Source organism: Streptomyces sp. R35 (assembly GCF_041053035.1).
Taxonomy (GTDB): domain Bacteria; phylum Actinomycetota; class Actinomycetes; order Streptomycetales; family Streptomycetaceae; genus Streptomyces; species Streptomyces lutosisoli.
On record NZ_CP163440.1, the window covers coordinates 334752 to 350816 of the forward strand.

Sequence of the window (16065 nt, forward strand, 5' to 3'; positions counted from 1 at the left end):
AGCTGTGATCAAGTCGCGGACCGCCCAGTTCGTGAAAGCCTGAGGCTAGGCTGGCGTGGTGACTGATGAGCAGGAGTGGGTGCAGCCGTCGGGAGTGTGGGCCACGGCGGTGGGGGTGGCCAGGGTGCGGGCGCTGGAGACCGAGCGGGAGAACGCGCTGTTCCGCGACCCACTGGCACAGGCTTTCGCCACCGCCGGCGGCCTGTGGCCCTCCTCGCCGCCGCTGCCCGATGACGCGGCCGCACGACGCCGCCGGCTGGCCGTGTCGTTCTCCATCGTCATCAGGACGAAGTTCCTCGACGACCTGTTGCAGCAGGCCTCCGCGTCCGGGGTCCGGCAGGTCGTGCTGCTCGGCGCCGGCATGGACAGCCGGGCCTTCCGGATGAACTGGCCCGAGGGCACCCGGCTGTTCGAGGTCGACACCGCCGCGCCACTGGACTTCAAGGCTTCGGTGCTGCGCCAGGAACGCGCCGTCGCACGCTGCGAGCGGATCACCGTCGCGGTGGATCTGCGTGAGGACTGGCCAGGCGCGCTGGCCGCCGCAGGGCACGACCCGGCCGTGCCGACCGCGTGGATCGCCGAAGGACTACTGATCTATCTGCCCGAGGACGCGGTGGAACTACTGCTGGCCCGGATCAGCACGCAGTCGGCGGCAGGCAGTCGGATGGGGCTGACATTGGGCTCGCGCGGCGTGATCGAGCGCTTCGGCGCGGACGCCGCGCCGGGATCGGCGGCGTCCATGTGGGTCTCGGAGATGCCCGACGACCCGGTGGGCTGGCTGGCCGGGCACGGCTGGGAGGCCGACAGCCACACCCTGCGCGAGCGCGCTGCCGCCTACGGCCGCCCGATCAGCACCCCGCCGCAACGCGAGGAGCGGCCCGGCGGACTGATCTCGGCGGTCCGCCGGTAGAGCGCCTCCCGGCTCCCTAGATGATCGATCCCAAGGAGACCTGATAAGTGGAGCCAGGTTCATTCGCGGCCAGCCAGTGAGCCTTTTCCAACTTCAGGTTGAAGTGTGGTGAAGGACGACGACGGCCTTCACGATATCGGTGATCGGGTTGGTGCTGCAGCGGAGCTTGCGTAGCAGGCGCCAGCCCTTCAGGATGGCCATGGCCTGCTCGCCGAGGCACCGGATTTTGGCGTGGGTACTGTTGTGCCGTCGCTTCCAGCGCTTGAGTCGACGGCCCCGGAAAGGCACGCGGACATGGCGGCCGGCCCCTTGGTACGCCTTGTCCGCCCAGCACTTCAGCCCTGCCGTTGCGAGCGCGTCGATGATGCCGTGTTCACGCGCGGCGGTCAGGCGTGGGTGGAGCCGGGCAGGGCCGCGGAAGCCCACAGCAGTCGGCCGAACGGATCCGTGATGACCCGGACGTTCATGCCGTGGCGCTTGTGTTTCCCCGAGTAGTACGGGGTGTCGGCAGCGATCCGGTCGATGGGCAGGAGGGTGCCGTCCAGGATCACGAACGCCTTCTTCCGGACGGTCGTCATGGCCTGGGCCAGCGTCTGCGCGCGGGCGGCAAGCACTTCGACGGCCTCGCGTACGTAGCGGTAGACGGTCGCGATGCCGACCTCGAACCCTGCGGCAAGCTGGGCGTACGTGTCGCCGCATCGCAGGTGGGCCAGGGCGAGCAGGGCCTGACGGCCGACGGGCAGGCGCCGCCATCGCGTGGCGATCTCCCGCCGGTGATCGGCCAGTTGCCTGGCCAGGTGCCGCAGCGTTCGGCTGGACAGATCGATCGACGACGGGTAGACAAGCACGCGAAGCTCCTGGCAGACACGGGTGATCTTGGTCGAGAACCCGTCTACCAGGAGCTTCGTCGTCCCGTACAGCCCATGCCCACCAACACCCCGACGCCACAGCCAGGTTGGAAAGGGCTCACTGCAACGGAACCGCCACCCCTATGCCTGAACAGCGGAAATGCAGCCCTCAAGCTCGGAAAGACAACGGCTTCTTAGAGATCACCAACAGCATCCAAAACCTGAGCCAGAGCCGCGACTCACCGGCAGAGCCAAACGAGCGGGGCCGGCCCAGGATTGCCAACGGATGGTCCGGCCCTGCGGGGTGACACTGACGGTGAACTCCTCAGCCATCGGTGTGCAGACGGCCTGCCAGCGGCCGAGCTGCTCCTCGACAGCGTCCCAGAGTGCATCCGGGCCGTCCTGCCGCACGATTCAATGGCCGTCCTCCTCGCAGAGGGCAGCCCACGAACCGGATTCGACGTCGACACGTCGGTCATTTGCCGAGCGATGCCGTCCACTTACCTCGGGACAGGTGGCAGATACCGTCCGGCGTGATCTCCAGACGACTGCCGTGCAGGGGCAGTCCGCCTTCGGCGTTGAGCCGGTTGCGGATGCGTTCCAGCTGACTCCACAGGCGCCGGGGGCCGCCCTGGTGGACTTCCGGGGCATCGAGGCACTCGGCGGAGGCCCGAGCCCAGGAGCCGTCCTCGTGTACCAAATAGGCCGTCCTGCGACGCCCGTTCTCCTGGTAGTCCAGCTCGACGCCGGGCGTAGTGACTTCCAGCATGGACCGCAGTTCCCACGCCGAGGCCAGGTCGAGCACGTGATATCGGCCGGAGGTCACCTCGTCCCCCTCAGCCTCCCTCGGATACGTCAGGAGGGATTCGAGGCCCGGGGAGTAGTCGGCGCCGTGCCGGGTCTTCATGAACCCCGCCCAGTCCCGCTCGATCTGCCCCTTGGCCCCGCCGTCCTCGGTCTTCCACGCGGTCAGGATCAGCGAAGTATTGGCGAGGGTCGTCACCAGGCGGCCGCCAGGACGAAGAGCACCGAGCACGGGCACCAGGCCCTCCCCCGGCTCCATGGCCACCGTGGCGATGATCCGATCGTACGAGCCGGGAATGGCTCGGCTGGCATCCATGGTGAAGAACTGCGGGTGAAGGCCCATGCGTGCCAGCCGTCCGGCAGCCGCCTCGGTCAGGTACCGGTCCACGTCCAGACTCGCCACGTGCCCGCTCCCCAACCGCCGTGAGGCATACGCGGCCAGGCCGCCCGCCCCGGTGCCCAGATCGAGGAGGTCCAGGCCCTCGACGAGCCGCGCGTGGCGCAGGAAGCGGACCACCAGGCTGGGGAGCGTCGCGGAGGAGGTGGGCAGACCGCGCGGTGTGTCGCCGCCTGAGGCGTGGTCGGCATGCAGTGCGCCCACACTCGTGATCAAGGAGGTGTCGCAGTAGGCGGCAGCCAGCCATGCGTCAGGATCGGAGCGGCCGTCGCGGAGCACCCAGTTACCGTCGGCGCGTTCCCACCAGCGCGGCACGAGTTCGTGACGTGGTGTGCTTGCGACCGGCTCACGCCACCGGGAAACCGGGTCGGTCACCTCAGCGGCCAGCTTCGCCGCGTGCTGTTCCCAGTCCACGCCGGGCCTCCTAGGGCGCGTATGCGGGGTTGCACGCTTCGGTGTTCGCCGGATCGCAGTCGCCCGAGTCATCCGGGGTGCAGGCGGTGCGCGAGCGGGGCGGAATGCCGGCAATCGTCCCCGCCCATTGGGGACTTCCCAGGATGTCAGCCAGCCGCCGCTCGCGGACGTTGCCCGTCGGCATGAACCGCGACAGCACGCACCCGGACAGATCGCCGTTCGGCAGGACAGCAGCCCGTCCCCGCCCGCAGTTCCCGCACAGCTCATCCACGGTCGGCACCTGGCCCGGCAGCGCAGCGCGCCCAACCGCTCGCACATGATCGGTTCGGATCTGTGCGAGGCCCATGGAGAGCAGTTCCTCACGAGCCTCGGCGACATGCTGGCCAGGAAGGACTTCGACGATTCCGGCGCGGACGGAGATGCCCCGCCGGACAGCCTCACGGATGTTGCACCGGGTCCGCGTGTAACTGCCCGCCCGCCCCGTGATCGTGTCGTGCTCCGCCGGGTCGTTGCTGTAGTAGCTGGTGCCCAGCGTGACGCCGTCCCGCTGGAACACCTCCCACCACTCATCCCGGACATGGAAGAGATTGCTGTAGACCTGCACGCGGAGCCCGAGGGAGAGTGCGAGATCCGTGAACTGGACCCAGTACGGACTGACCGTCGGCTCACCGCGATGAGCTGGACCTGAGGAATTCCCAGCGCCGCCGCGTCGACAATGACCTTCTGCCAGTCCGCAGGAGTCATGACGCCATGCGACGCCTGCGGACCGGACTCGGAAAGACAATGCGAACACGCGAGTTGGCATGCGCCCGTGATCTCCAGTTCAAGCACGTTGATCCTGGCGAAAGGTTTCGAGACCGGGGCAGGTAGGCGGACTGTTCCTCCTTCTTGGAGGACTTGGTGATGCCGAGCGGCTCCAGCGAGGCCGCGGCCAACCGGTCCGCGTCGGCAGCTTCCAGGCCCGTACCGCCGTCGGCCGCGCGAGCCGCTCCGCGAGGAGAGCGGCGATCCGCTTGGTGCGGGTGGCGCGGTCCGCGACCGCCTCGCCCTTGGCGAACTCCATCCGGGTGGCGCACTTCCACGCCTCGGAGGAGACACGGGCACGGCGGGCACCGCCGTACAGGGCCTGCTTCCGGGTGCCGGAGTCGTCGCGGTTGATGTTGGACGGCGGCAGGCTCTGCAGGATGTGCACCTCAACGAAGAGGGAAGGCTGGGTCATCACGAGACTCCTTCGGTGGTGAAGATGCCCTGCACGAAACCGTGCGGGACGAGAACGGGGGCTGGTGCTGCGCACGCACCCGTGCACAGCCCGGACGTGATGTGTCGGGTTGGCCGGCCGGCAACGTTCGGATGGCAGCCGCCTACGGCTACCGCCGGGCCGTGCCGAGCGCCCCTGTCCGGCTCCCGCTGCCAGGGGCCGTACAGGGGCGCGATGGCTCGTCAGGTGCGCTGAGGCATGGTGTCGGTGTGGAAGTCGCGGTCCCACCTGCTGCGGATTTGCGACTGCGCGGCGGGCCGTTGCGGGTCGTCCCAGTGCCGCAGCGCCTGGCGCAACGCGTCGTAGTCGAGACCTACCCCGCCCGGCGTGGCAGCGGCACGAGTCCGCGCAGGTGCTGCGACAGTTCACCCGTGTCGAGGGAGGTGAGCAGGGCACCGAGTCTGCGCTCGATCGCCGTGCGGTCCGCACCAGCGTCCTTGGCCAGGAGCAGACGGCAGGCGCTCCCGGGGCTGACACCGGGCGTGTGCGCGGGTGTGCTCCGTCCCTGCTGGTGTACGCCGAAGACGATGAGGACGGCGTGCTCGGTCCGAGGTCGCGGGTGAGGGCACCCCTGTTACGCAGCGGCGTGCTGATGCGCGTGCGGTAGAAGGGCCACATGTCGGGCACCGTGCCGGCCTGACGGCCCGCACCTTGACGCAGCGCCGCCAACTGGGCACCGACCTCGGCCAGTTAAGGAGGAAGGTGCCGAAGACCATCCCTCCCGCCGACTGCACGATGACCACCGACGAGAGGGTGTTGAGGAGATGGAGCCGCTGGATCAGGTCGAAGACCGGGATGATCGTGTAGCCGTGCGGCAGGAAGAGCGTCACCCCGACCAGACCCAGCCAGAGCTTCTTGCCGGGGAAGTCGGTGCGGGCCAGGACGTAGCCCGCCATGGACGTGGCGAGCAGCGTCACGATGACCGTGCCGGTCGCGAACAGGACCGTGTTGACGAAGAACCGGCTGAAGTCCGCCTGCGTCCAGGCCTCGCTGTAGTTGGACCAGTGGAACTCGGACGGGATCGGGTTCAGCCCGCCGGAGAAGAAGCCGTCGGTGCTCTTCAGCGAGCTGCCCAGCGCCCACAGGAACGGGTAGAGCCAGATGACTCCGCCGCCGAGCAACGCGAGATAGAGCAGGCCGCGGCGCAGGAGCATCCGCGGGCGCGGCCTCAGGCGCGGGGACAGGGTGGACATCGGAACTCCTTCACTGGTGGGCGGCCGTACGCTGTCGGCTGATCTGGCGCAGGGCGAGGACCTGCAGCGCGGAGAAGACGATGAGCAGCAGTCCGTCGAGGAACGAGGCGGCGGAGGCCAGGCCGATGTCGGGCTGGGCGGCGGAGCCCGGGGAGCCGCCGAAGGCCAGGTGGTAGATGTACGTATTGACGACCTCGGTGGCGAAGTACGGGCCGCCGCCGGTGAGGACCTGCACCAGGTCGAAGACCTGGAAGCTGCCGATGAAGGCCAGCACCACGAGGCACCCGTCTCCGAGGCCGCCTGAACCGATCCGGAGGCCCAGGCCCGCCGCACCTTCACCCGCCATCCCGCCGGCCGCCGGCCCGTCGACGTCCCGGAGCTGGCGGGCCCCGCCGGTCTGACTGCGGGTTCCCTTCGCCCTGGGCCGTCAGGCGATCGACGCAGTCGAACGCTGCGCCAAGGATCGCGACTGGCAGCCAGCCGACCGTCCACATGCGCTTGTCCGCCATTGCGGCACCGCACTACCTTGCCGATGTGGATCTCTTCTCACGCTCTTGGACAGCGTTGCGCACGGCGGTCGCCGAACTTCCGGACGAGGACTTCGCGCAGCCGTCCGGCTGCACCGGCTGGCTCGTGCGGGACCTGGTGTGCCATCTGGTCATCGACGCTCAGGACGTCCTGATCACCCTCGCGACCCCCGCCGAAACGGAACCGACCCGAGACGCGGTGACCTACTGGGACATCGCCGAAACTCCGCCGACCGGCGACGACCCGCTCGACGCGCTGATCGTCCGGCTGGCCGCCTCGTACGAGGAGCCTCGGCTGCTCAAGTTCCACCTCGACGACGTCGGCTCCGCCGCCGGCCGCGCCGCCGAACTCGCCGACCCGGGCCTCCGGGTCGGCACCCGCGACGAGGTCCTCACCGCGGGCGACTACCTCTCCGCGTACGTCCTGGAGTGGACGCTGCACCACCTCAACCTGGTCGCGCACCTCCCGGACGCGGCGGAACCGCCCGCGGCGGGGCTCGTCCGGTCCCGCGAGATGCTGGAGACGATCGCCCGGGCCGCGTTCCCCGCGTCGTTCTCCGACAAGGACGCGCTACAGGTCGGCACCGGACGGCGTGCCCCGACCGACGCGGAAAGGCCGAACTGGGCGAGCTGGCCGCGAAGCTCCCGCTCGTCCTCGAATGACCGTCTGCCTGAACGGGACCTTCGGCGCGGGCAGGACGACGACGCGGCCCCTGAGGCACGTACCGTCCCTCAGCCCACCCGTAGGTGATGCTCAGAAGCCGTATCTCAACCGATCGTGGAACGTGTGGATCGAACGGCGTTCCTGGTCGGGTGATCTTCCGGCGGTACGCGCATGAAGGCAGGGCCTCCTGGTAGCTCGGGGGTACGACCCCATTCCGAGCAATTCCCGGAGGCCCTGTTGTCGTTGTTGTACGCGCCCGAGCCCGTTGACTTCAACTCGCCCGCCGTGTCGTGCGATTGCCTCCGCCCTCGTGCAAGCCGCCGCCCCGGCCGTCACCGAAGCACCCCCGTGAGCCGCAGCCCCGCCCCCTCCGAAGCCCCGAGCCGCAGTTCCGTCCTGTCCGGCCGTGCCCGCAGGTCCGCCCCGTCCCGTTCGGCCGCGCCCGGAGCCCCGGGACCGGTCGGTCCCGGGGCTCCAGTCCCGCTCCACCAGCCCGCAGCCGCCCCGGCCGGGGCGGCCGGCGTCAGGCGACGCTCAGGACGATCTTTCCGGTGGTGCGGCCCTGCTCGCCGATCTCGTGCGCCTTCGCGGCCTCGGCCAGCGGGACGACGGTCTCGACCACGGGCGTGAGCGCGCCCCGCTCGGCCAGGGCGGCGATCTCGCGCAGACCCAGGTGGTCGGGCTCGACCAGCATCCACACCGCCCGCACGTGGCCGGGGACGTCGGCGGGGACGTCGTCGGGGCCGGGCAGGGTGATCAGCCGGCCGCCCGGGCGCAGCACCGTCAGGGACCGCTCGGCGTTCTGGCCGCCGAGCCCGTCCAGCACCACGTCCACGTCCCCGACGGCGTCCTCGAAGCGGACCGTGCGGTAGTCGATCACCTCGTCCGCGCCCAGCTGCCGCAGCAGGTCGTGCTTGCCGGCGCTGGCCGTGCCGATGACGTACGCGCCGCGGGCCTTGGCGATCTGCACGGCCAGGTGGCCGACCCCGCCGGCCGCCGCGTGCACCAGCACCCGCTCACCGGCGCGCACCCCGGCGGTGTCCACCAGGGCCTGCCAGGCGGTCAGCGCGGCCAGCGGCAGCGCCGCCGCCTGCACGTGGGTGAGGTTCGCCGGCTTGGGCGCGAGGTGGCGGGCCGGGGCGACGACGTACTCGGCGTAGGCGCCGGCCTGCCGCGGGAACAGCGGCATGCCGTACACCTCGTCCCCGGGGCGGAACATCCCGACGCCCGGTCCGACGGCCTCCACGGTGCCGGAGACGTCCCAGCCGACCGCCGGGACCTCGCCCCACTCGATCAGGGCCCCGCTGGCCCGGGTCTTGAAGTCCACCGGGTTCACACCGGCCGCGTGGACCCGCACCAGGACCTCGTTCAGTCCCGGCTCGGGCCGGGCGACCTCACGCTCCACGAGCACCTCCGGTCCGCCCCACTGCTCCACGACCACCGCACGCATGCTGTCCGCCTCACTCTTTTCCGTCTTGATCGGATACCGGCCGCCCGGGCCCTTCCCGGCGCGACGCAGTCCACGATCCGGCACCCGCCCCCACCATGGTGTTGGCCGTCTGGCCACTATGTGACAGGATCTGGCCATGAGCGAGATGCAGTGGCCGTGCACCGACCCCCGCCCCGACCCGAGCGCCGACGCGGCCGGGCGGCACCGCATCGCCGTCCTCGCCCTGCCCGGCGTCCCGCCCTTCGAACTCGGCATCCCCTCCCGCGTCTTCGGCAGCGTCCTGGACGCCGGCTCACGCCCGCTGTACGAGGTCACCGTCTGCACCGCCGACGGCGCCCCGGTCCTCAGCGACGCCGGGTTCACCGTGCAGCCCGCGGCCGGTCCCGAGGCCCTGGCCGCCGCGGACACCGTGATCGTCCCGCCCACGCACGCCATGCCCGAGCTGGGCCGCGGCGGCCCGCTGCCGCCCGAGGTCACCGCGGCCATCGCCGGCATCCGGCCCGGCACCCGCCTGGTGTCCATCTGCACCGGCTCCTACGTCCTGGCCGCCGCGGGCCTCCTCGACGGCCGGCCCGCCACCACCCACTGGAACCTCGCCCCCGAGTTCCGCCGCGCCTACCCCCGCGTCAAGGTCGACGAGGAGGTCCTCTTCGTCGACGACGGCGACGTCCTGACCTCCGCGGGCGTCGCCGCCGGCGTCGACCTGTGCCTGCACATGATCCGCCGCGACCACGGCGCCGCCGCCGCCAACCGCGCCGCCCGCATGTGCGTCGTCCCGCCCTGGCGGGACGGCGGCCAGGCCCAGTACATCGACCGCCCGGTGCCCGAACCCACCGTCGCCACCACCACCGCCACCCGCGCCTGGGCCCTGGAACACCTCGGCGAACCCCTCTCCCTGAACCGCCTGGCCGAACACGCCCGGATGAGCCTGCGCTCCTTCACCCGCCGCTTCCGCGACGAGGTCGGCATGACCCCCGTGCAGTGGCTCACCGCGCAACGCCTGGAACTGGCCAAGCAGTTGCTGGAGACCACCGACCTGTCCATCGACCTGGTCGCCCACCGCTGTGGCTTCGGCTCCGCCAACTCCCTGCGCGCCCACATGCGCACCGCCTTCGGTGTCTCACCCGCCTCCTACCGCCGCACCTTCCATACCGACGACCTGGTGGAAGCGGGCGTCTGAGAAGCCGTATCTCACCGATCGTGGAACGTGTGGATCGAACGGCGTTCCTGGTCGGGTGATCTTCCAGCGGTACGCGCATGAAGGCAGGGCCTCCTGGTAGCTCGGGGGTGCGACCCCATTCCGAGCAATTCCCGGAGGCCCTGTTGTCGTTGTTGTACGCGCCCGAGCCCGTTGACTTCAACTCGCCCGCCGTGTCGTGCGATTGCCTCGCGCACGTGTACGGCAACGCGCCCGATCATCCCGATCGGGTACGCCGGTATCCCTCGGACATGACGGACGCGGAGTGGGCGGAGGTCCGGCCGTTGCTGCCGGTGCCGGCCTGGCTTCAGGGGCGGGGCGGGCGGCCCGAGGGCTACTGTCACCGCCAGCTGCTGGACGCGGTCCGCTACCTGGTCGCGGGCGGGATCTCGTGGCGGGCGATGCCCGCGGACTTCCCCGGCTGGGGCCGGGTTTACGCCTTCTTCCGCCGCTGGCGCGAGCACGGGCTGATTGTCGAGTTCCACGACCGGCTGCGCGGGAAGGTCCGTGAGCGCGAGGGCCGCGAGGGCGAGCCCACTGCGGGGATCATCGACGCGCAGTCGGTGCGGGCCGCCGCGACGGTGCCGGCCGCCTCACGCGGCTACGACGGCGGGAAGAAGGTGCCGGGCCGCAAACGGCACATCGTGACCGACACCCTCGGTCTGCTCCTGGCCGTCGCGGTCACCGCCGCGAACATCGGCGACCGGGACGCCGCGGCGGGCCTGCTGACCCGCCTGCACCGCGACATCACCCTCGTCTGGGCCGACGGCGGCTACACCGGCGGCCTCGTCGGCTGGTGCCGGGACGAGCTCGCTCTGACCTTGGAGATCGTCAAGCGCACCGACGACATGACAGGGTTCGTCGTGCTGCCGAGGCGGTGGGTGGCAGAGCGCACGTTCGCGTGGTTGATGAACTCCCGCCGTCTGGCTCGGGACTACGAGACCCTGTCCGCCACCAGTGAGGCGATGATCCGGTGGTCGATGGTCACGCGGATGAGCCGGCGTCTGGCACGGCCACGGGCCGCCGGCCGGCACTGAATGCCCCCGACGCCTCCAGGAGGAGCCACCCGCGCTCCGCCAGGCGCCGGGCTTTCGACCGCAGCCCCTCGACCTTCGCCGGCGTCGCCCCAAGGCCAAGCTCCACCGCGATCTCCTTGGCTCGAAGCGGCCCGTGACCCGTGGATCGCTGCTGTTCCAGGACGCCCAGAATCCGCTGATAGTCCGGCGCCAGAACCGCCACCGGCAGCCCTTCCCGCCAAGGCGGCACCGTCGAGCCCGGCACCGGAGCGAGCGACGGTGCCGCATCCTCCTCCGCCTCGGTCGTGGTCACGGCAGTGGACTCGGCCGCAGAGACTGCCAGGGCCTCGACCAGTTCCTCCCGCGCGATCACCCGCCGGTCCAGCTCGATCTCTGCGGCCTCCAACACCTCAGCCAACCGCGCGACTTCCTCCCGCAAGTCCTCCACCCGCACCCGGGCAGTTGCCTCCCGCTCCTCCAGCATTCCCAGCACCGACGCCACCGCGCACCCCTCGCCATGAAGCGGACACAAGACGTCGCGATGCCTCCCTCAACCCGAGCAAAACCATGCCTGACCAGCAGAAATCAAGGGATCACGTTCGGTTGAGATACGGCTTCTCAGGCATGTTCCATCCCCTTGAACGGGTGGCAGGGGTCTGCGCTCTACTCGTCCGCGACGCGTACGACCGCCAGCGTGATGTTGTCGGGGCCGCCCGCCGTGATGGCGGCCTTCCACAGCTCGAAGGCCGCCCGTCCGTCGTCGTGCTCCCGCATCACCTCGTCGAGCACATCCGTCGTCACCGGGTCGGTCAGACCGTCGGTGCAGATGAGGTAGCGATCGCCGGGCGACAGGGACGCGGCCGTCACATGGGGGTGGATGGCACTGTAGCCGGGGGCTCCGCCCAGGCACTGGGTGACGATGGAGGTGGTGCGCTGCCCGGGTTCGAGCGGAGGGCTGTCGTCGACGCTCACCTGGCGCAGCCCGTCGCGGGAGGCCGCGAGGACCCGGCTGTCGCCCACGTTGAACACCAACAGCGAGTCGGGCTGTACGACGACGCCGGCGACCGTCGTCCCCATGGTGGCAAACTCGCTTCTCTCGTCGCCGCCGGCAACCTCGTACACGGCACGGTTGCAGGCGTTCAAGGCGTCCCGGACGGCATCCTCGCTGCTCAGGGCCGGACCGATCGCCGCGATGCGGCGCACGACCAGGGCGCTGGCCACATCCCCGCCGGGCTGCCCACCGAGCCCGTCGGCCACGGCGACGACGAGGGGCGTCCCGAGCGGGAAGACCAGGGTCTGCGGATTCGCGGTCACGGCGGCGCACAGGATCCACGGCCCGATGACGAGACTGTCCTCGTTCCGTTCACGGAGCAGCCCAGGGTGGCTGAGCGCACTCACAGCGACATACGGCATGGAGTGCCACCGTCTTCCCGCACTGGACACACCACCGGAGGCTGGGCTTCCGCTCCAATTGTAGGAACGGCGGCATCCGGCCCACCAGTGCAGTTGTCCGGCAGGGCCGTCCACTCCCTGATGCCTGCCGCAGGCCGGGACAGCACCCACCGATTCTCACAGTTTTCGCGCGGTCGGCGCGCCCGGGCCCGTCGATGACACCGGGCGAGCGCTGCCCGCATCGGCGCCGGGGATCCTCGACGGCGCCGGACTGCGGCGAGCCACCGGTCGCTGTGTGCGCGGCCGCGGGAGCGGTCCCGGCGCGAGAACGCCCGCGGCCTCAGCCAGCCGCGCACCATCGCGGCATGCGCCGGCTCGGCGCACACCAGCGCCCACTCGGCATTCAGCCCCACGAAAATGCGCTCGTTCCCACCAGCCACGACACGGCCCCTTTCGATCTCTCGTGTCGTGGACTCTCCTCAGCACCTCTGACCCCACCGGCGACCCACACACCCGAATGCGCAGGTCAGCCGGTTGCCCAACTGCCAACCCAGCCGAAATCCGTGAGTGGGTCAGCGTCGTGACGCCCCATTCCGGTTCGCCGCGAGCGGCCGCGGGCCGACGAATTGCCGCCACGGGCAACTCACGGACTGAGGGAAGATCAGGAAGGGAGGCCGGTCGTCCAGGGAGGGACAGAGCGCTGTGGCCAAGCCGAAGAAGAAGCGTGGGATGCGCATCCCGTACGTCGAGGACGCGCGCGAAGACACCTACGACCGGCACGCGATCGACGTGAAGCCCACCCCGCCCTACCTGAAACCGCTGACGTGCAAGGGCTGCGGCATACGCGTATCCGCCCGCCCCGGCAATGCCGATGACCCCGACTCGCGCAGCTCGCACTACTTCAAGCTCGAACCCCACCGCCCCACCTGCCGATATGACCTGGGTCAGCGCGGCAAGCACCTTCTCGACGCCTCCGGCGGCACGGTCGTACGCCTCGACGGCCAGCGGCGGCTGAAGTGCCTGCCCATCGAACGCCCCGCCACCGACGGCGGCGTCAGGAAGCCGCCCGGGCCCGCGCGGCCAGGAGCCCGCGGCGGCGGAGGGCCCCGTCCCACGAGCAAGGAAGCCGGACAGGCGATCGCCTCGGCCCGCCGCATCGTCCAGCTCCTCGATGACTTCGAGAACGATCCCGAGACGGTTGCCGAGGTCACCGCCACCGCCCCGAACGGGCAACGCGACATTCCTTGGCACGAGTTCTGCTACGGCCGCGCGGACGCCCACCAGCTCGCCCAGGCGCTCATCGACGGCACGGCGAGCGCCCGGGCCATCCCGCACGCGGTATGGGGTCCGGCCAGCACCGCCGACGCGGCCGGCCGCAACCGCGACACGTACGTCGTGATGTACGTCGCCAGCGAGCCCGTCACCCTCGACGACGGCACCCGCGTCAAACTGCGCGTGACCGTACGGTCCAACAACCCCCACTGGATCGGCGCCACCACCCGCTCGGGACAGTTCCTCGGCTACGGCTACTGGCAGCTGTTCCCGGCCCAGGACCAAGCCCAGGCCCGCAAACGGGGTCCCCAACTCCAGCTCCGCGCCCGGCCGACCCATCACCGCAGCACTACACCGACGTACCTGCGGTGCCCTCCGCCACCGCTGCCCTGCTGCCATCCGATCCTCCGGAAAGCGGGCACCCGAGAGCAGCGAGGAATTAGCGAGCGAGGACCGTACGCCAGCACCTGCGACGCCTGCGACACCTGCGACAGTTCCGACACCTTCGTCTCCGGGGCCGGGGGCTCGGACCAGCCAACATCCACTCGCTGCCGCACACATCTCCACGACGGCAAATGGTGCCCCCCTGCCGGTGCCAAGCAACGGGATCGTTCCACCCCCCGAGCCGTGCCGGACAGAGCGCGTGGAGGCATACCGGCGCCTGCGGAAAGCCTCGTACGCTCGTTACGCAGTGCACCCATCGGCGCCGGGCTTGCCGTCACCCATGCTTCTGGCAGGTCGGACAGGAGCCACTCCACGTGAGCCCGCCTGGTCCGTCCGGGCCTGGTCGCTCAGTCCGCAAGCCAGTTGCCGTGGAAGCCGTACGGCACGCGGGTCGGCAGATGAATGGTGGCGACCGGGTCGGCGGCGAGGTGGCCCGCGTCCAGGATGACCAGGTCGCTGCGGTCGGTGCCGGCGTCGTAGACGTAGGTCATGAGCCAGCCGGGGCCGTCCGCCGTGTCGTCGGCGGGGGCGAAGGCGGCCTCGCCGGGTGTGCGGCGGGGCCCGAAGTCGTGCGCCGTCGCCGCGCCACTGCCCAGCTCGTATCGGACCAGTGAGCTGCCGCAGGTCACGTGCCCGTATGCGGCGTCCAGTCCGGTCAGCCGGTCGTCGACCCGGGGGAACTCGCCGGGGCGGTCGTCGCACTGCTCCTCGCGGACCGTCCCGGTGGCCGGGTCGATCGTCCACTTCCAGAGCACGGCCTCCTGCCTGCGGTCGATGACGTCGCCGGTGCGCCGCCACAGCTCCGGGTAGCGCATGACGTGCAGCACGATGGTGCCGTCCGGCGCGTCGTAGGCGTTGAGCGGGTGGAAGACGTAGCACGGGTCGATGCCGAACCAGCGCACGTCGCCGTACGGGTCGTTGCGGCGCAGCACCCCCAGCCGGGCGCCGTAGCCGTCGTCCCAGCGGTAGGGCATGGTCCCGGCCATGGCCAGGTCCAGGTCGAAGACGACGGGCAGGTCCATGAAGACGACGTGCTCCGCGGTGAGGTTGAAGTCATGCATCATCGTCGGCCCGGGCACCTCGACCGGCCTGCTGATCACCAGCTCGCCCGAGGCATCCGCCCGGTGGTAGGTGAGATACGGGGCCTCCAGCATCCCGTAGCCGAAGAAGTGCAGCTCCCCGGTGACCGGGCACGCCTTCGGGTGCGCGGTCATCGCGGTGCCCAGCTTCCCGCCGAAGTCGTATGCGCCGACCGTGTCCAGGTCGCGGGTGAGCTCGTAGGGCAGGGCCGTCTCGACCAGGGCGAGGGTCCGGCCCGCGTGCCGGACGACATGGGTGTTGGCCGGGCCCGCGGTGAGGTCGCGGTGGCCCTGGTCGTCGTAGGTCCGGGCCCCGTCGGTGTAACTGCGGGTGCGTACCCAGCGGTTGCGGTACGAGACGGCCCGGCCGCCCTCCAGCCGGACGCCGTGGATCATGCCGTCGCCGAAGAACCAGTGTCCGGAGGCGGCGTCGGCCGGGTTCGGCCCGTTGCGGAGGTACCAGCCGGCCAGCTCGGCGGGGATCCGCCCGGTCACCGGCAGGTCGTACGCGGTGAGTTCTTCGCCGACCGGGGCGTAGTTGCCCGCCAGGTGGGGCCGGGCCTGTTGCGCGGAGGTCATCGGGCACCGGCCTTGGCCTGGACGTGGGCGACGTAGCGGACGGTGAAAATCATCGGGAGGGCGAAGCCGGCGACCTGGATGAGCGTGGCGGGGGTCGAGTGGGCGTTTCCGGCGTGCGCCACGAAGGCGAGCACGACAGCGGTCAGGGCGAAGGCCGCGGTCCAGACGGCGGTGATGATGACGTTGGTCTGGATGAACGGCTTGAGCCCCCAGACCTCGCGCGGGGTGGTGCGCTTGGCGATGCCCAGCGTGAACGGCTTGCCGATGGCCAGTGAGACCCCGGCGATGACCGCCAGTGTGCCCGCCGACAGCGCCGCCGAGTAGTCGTGCACACCCGAGTCCGGGTTGGCGAAGGCGATGACGGCCAGCACGGAGAAGAAGACCGCGGAGCCGGTCTCGATGATCAGCGCGTCGAATCCGGCACCTGCCCGCATCTGCTGGACGATCACTGCCACTGCGACCACCAGGGCGGCCAGCGCCGCCCACTGCCAGTCCCCCGAGGGCAGCGCGGCGAAGACGATCCAGGGGAGGAAGGTGCGCAGGTAGGACATGTGGGTCTCCGCTTCAGCATTTCCATTTCGACATGTGAAAACTAGAAGGTCCAATGCTGACATGTCAAT

General features: G+C 70.5%; 14 protein-coding genes and 2 pseudogenes. 5 read left to right on the plus strand and 11 right to left on the minus strand.

From position 1 onward, the window contains the following. The first annotated feature begins 58 nt into the window (after positions 1-58). Positions 59-910 (plus strand): class I SAM-dependent methyltransferase, encoded by an 852-nt coding sequence (locus tag AB5J50_RS01670; protein WP_369254212.1) that lies wholly within the window; start codon positions 59-61, stop codon positions 908-910. Between the two features lie 93 nt (positions 911-1003). On the opposite strand, the pseudogene AB5J50_RS01675 reads toward AB5J50_RS01670, so the two are convergent. The 6 genes and pseudogenes from AB5J50_RS01675 to AB5J50_RS01700 form a co-directional block, all read right to left on the minus strand. Next, a pseudogene (locus AB5J50_RS01675) lies at positions 1004-1758 on the minus strand (transposase family protein). Positions 1759-2233: 475 nt separating this feature from the next. Next, positions 2234-3373: a methyltransferase domain-containing protein gene (locus tag AB5J50_RS01680; RefSeq protein WP_369254214.1), complete on the minus strand. Its 1140-nt coding sequence runs from the start codon at positions 3371-3373 to the stop codon at positions 2234-2236. A 10-nt stretch (positions 3374-3383) separates the two neighbouring features. Further along, positions 3384-3977 carry an SPASM domain-containing protein gene (locus AB5J50_RS01685; RefSeq protein WP_369254216.1) on the minus strand — a complete coding sequence of 198 codons (594 nt, stop codon included), beginning with the start codon at positions 3975-3977 and terminating at the stop codon, positions 3384-3386. Positions 3978-4196: 219 nt separating this feature from the next. Beyond that, positions 4197-4592: a type I-E CRISPR-associated protein Cas7/Cse4/CasC gene (locus AB5J50_RS01690; RefSeq protein WP_369254218.1), complete on the minus strand. Its 396-nt coding sequence runs from the start codon at positions 4590-4592 to the stop codon at positions 4197-4199. 352 nt (positions 4593-4944) lie between these two features. Beyond that, positions 4945-5160 carry a type I-E CRISPR-associated protein Cse2/CasB gene (casB, locus tag AB5J50_RS01695; protein WP_369265273.1) on the minus strand — a complete coding sequence of 72 codons (216 nt, stop codon included), beginning with the start codon at positions 5158-5160 and terminating at the stop codon, positions 4945-4947. Between the two features lie 674 nt (positions 5161-5834). Continuing rightward, on the minus strand, positions 5835-6101 hold the full coding sequence (locus tag AB5J50_RS01700; RefSeq protein ID WP_369254220.1) for a hypothetical protein: 267 nt from the start codon (positions 6099-6101) through the stop codon (positions 5835-5837). A gap of 257 nt (positions 6102-6358) precedes the next feature. Here AB5J50_RS01700 and AB5J50_RS01705 point away from each other — a divergent pair. After that, positions 6359-7014 (plus strand): annotated as a pseudogene (locus AB5J50_RS01705) (maleylpyruvate isomerase N-terminal domain-containing protein). 524 nt (positions 7015-7538) lie between these two features. Here AB5J50_RS01705 and AB5J50_RS01710 read toward each other — a convergent pair. Then, positions 7539-8465, minus strand: coding sequence for an NADP-dependent oxidoreductase (locus AB5J50_RS01710; protein WP_010982638.1), 927 nt, complete (start codon positions 8463-8465; stop codon positions 7539-7541). Between the two features lie 145 nt (positions 8466-8610). On the opposite strand from AB5J50_RS01710, the gene AB5J50_RS01715 reads away from it, so the two are divergent. Continuing rightward, on the plus strand, positions 8611-9645 hold the full coding sequence (locus AB5J50_RS01715; RefSeq protein WP_369252719.1) for a GlxA family transcriptional regulator: 1035 nt from the start codon (positions 8611-8613) through the stop codon (positions 9643-9645). A gap of 269 nt (positions 9646-9914) precedes the next feature. After that, positions 9915-10700 carry an IS5 family transposase gene (locus tag AB5J50_RS01720; protein ID WP_369254222.1) on the plus strand — a complete coding sequence of 262 codons (786 nt, stop codon included), beginning with the start codon at positions 9915-9917 and terminating at the stop codon, positions 10698-10700. On the opposite strand, the gene AB5J50_RS01725 is transcribed toward AB5J50_RS01720, so the two are convergent. Next, positions 10648-11181 (minus strand): hypothetical protein, encoded by a 534-nt coding sequence (locus tag AB5J50_RS01725; RefSeq protein ID WP_369254224.1) that lies wholly within the window; start codon positions 11179-11181, stop codon positions 10648-10650. The genes AB5J50_RS01720 and AB5J50_RS01725 overlap by 53 nt on opposite strands. A 161-nt stretch (positions 11182-11342) precedes the next feature. After that, on the minus strand, positions 11343-12092 hold the full coding sequence (locus AB5J50_RS01730) for a PP2C family serine/threonine-protein phosphatase (RefSeq protein ID WP_369254226.1): 750 nt from the start codon (positions 12090-12092) through the stop codon (positions 11343-11345). Between the two features lie 681 nt (positions 12093-12773). Here AB5J50_RS01730 and AB5J50_RS01735 point away from each other — a divergent pair. Beyond that, positions 12774-14105 carry a hypothetical protein gene (locus AB5J50_RS01735; protein ID WP_369254228.1) on the plus strand — a complete coding sequence of 444 codons (1332 nt, stop codon included), beginning with the start codon at positions 12774-12776 and terminating at the stop codon, positions 14103-14105. 29 nt (positions 14106-14134) lie between these two features. On the opposite strand, the gene AB5J50_RS01740 is transcribed toward AB5J50_RS01735, so the two are convergent. Both AB5J50_RS01740 and AB5J50_RS01745 read right to left on the minus strand, forming a co-directional pair. Then, on the minus strand, positions 14135-15445 hold the full coding sequence (locus AB5J50_RS01740; RefSeq protein WP_369254230.1) for a carotenoid oxygenase family protein: 1311 nt from the start codon (positions 15443-15445) through the stop codon (positions 14135-14137). Next, a complete protein-coding gene (locus AB5J50_RS01745; protein WP_369254232.1) occupies positions 15442-15996 on the minus strand; it encodes a hypothetical protein in 555 nt (184 codons plus the stop codon). Before AB5J50_RS01745 ends, AB5J50_RS01740 begins: the two co-directional genes overlap by 4 nt. Positions 15997-16065: the final 69 nt, after the last annotated feature.

What these genes read in the sequence shown, in the direction of transcription:
- AB5J50_RS01690 (WP_369254218.1), bottom strand. Translation starts at nt 4,592, where the DNA reads ATGACCCAGCCTTCCCTCTTCGTTGAGGTGCACATCCTGCAGAGCCTG.
- AB5J50_RS01710 (WP_010982638.1), bottom strand. Translation starts at nt 8,465, where the DNA reads ATGCGTGCGGTGGTCGTGGAGCAGTGGGGCGGACCGGAGGTGCTCGTG.
- AB5J50_RS01715 (WP_369252719.1), top strand. Translation starts at nt 8,611, where the DNA reads ATGCAGTGGCCGTGCACCGACCCCCGCCCCGACCCGAGCGCCGACGCG.
- AB5J50_RS01720 (WP_369254222.1), top strand. Translation starts at nt 9,915, where the DNA reads ATGACGGACGCGGAGTGGGCGGAGGTCCGGCCGTTGCTGCCGGTGCCG.
- AB5J50_RS01730 (WP_369254226.1), bottom strand. Translation starts at nt 12,092, where the DNA reads ATGCCGTATGTCGCTGTGAGTGCGCTCAGCCACCCTGGGCTGCTCCGT.
- AB5J50_RS01740 (WP_369254230.1), bottom strand. Translation starts at nt 15,445, where the DNA reads ATGACCTCCGCGCAACAGGCCCGGCCCCACCTGGCGGGCAACTACGCC.
- AB5J50_RS01745 (WP_369254232.1), bottom strand. Translation starts at nt 15,996, where the DNA reads ATGTCCTACCTGCGCACCTTCCTCCCCTGGATCGTCTTCGCCGCGCTG.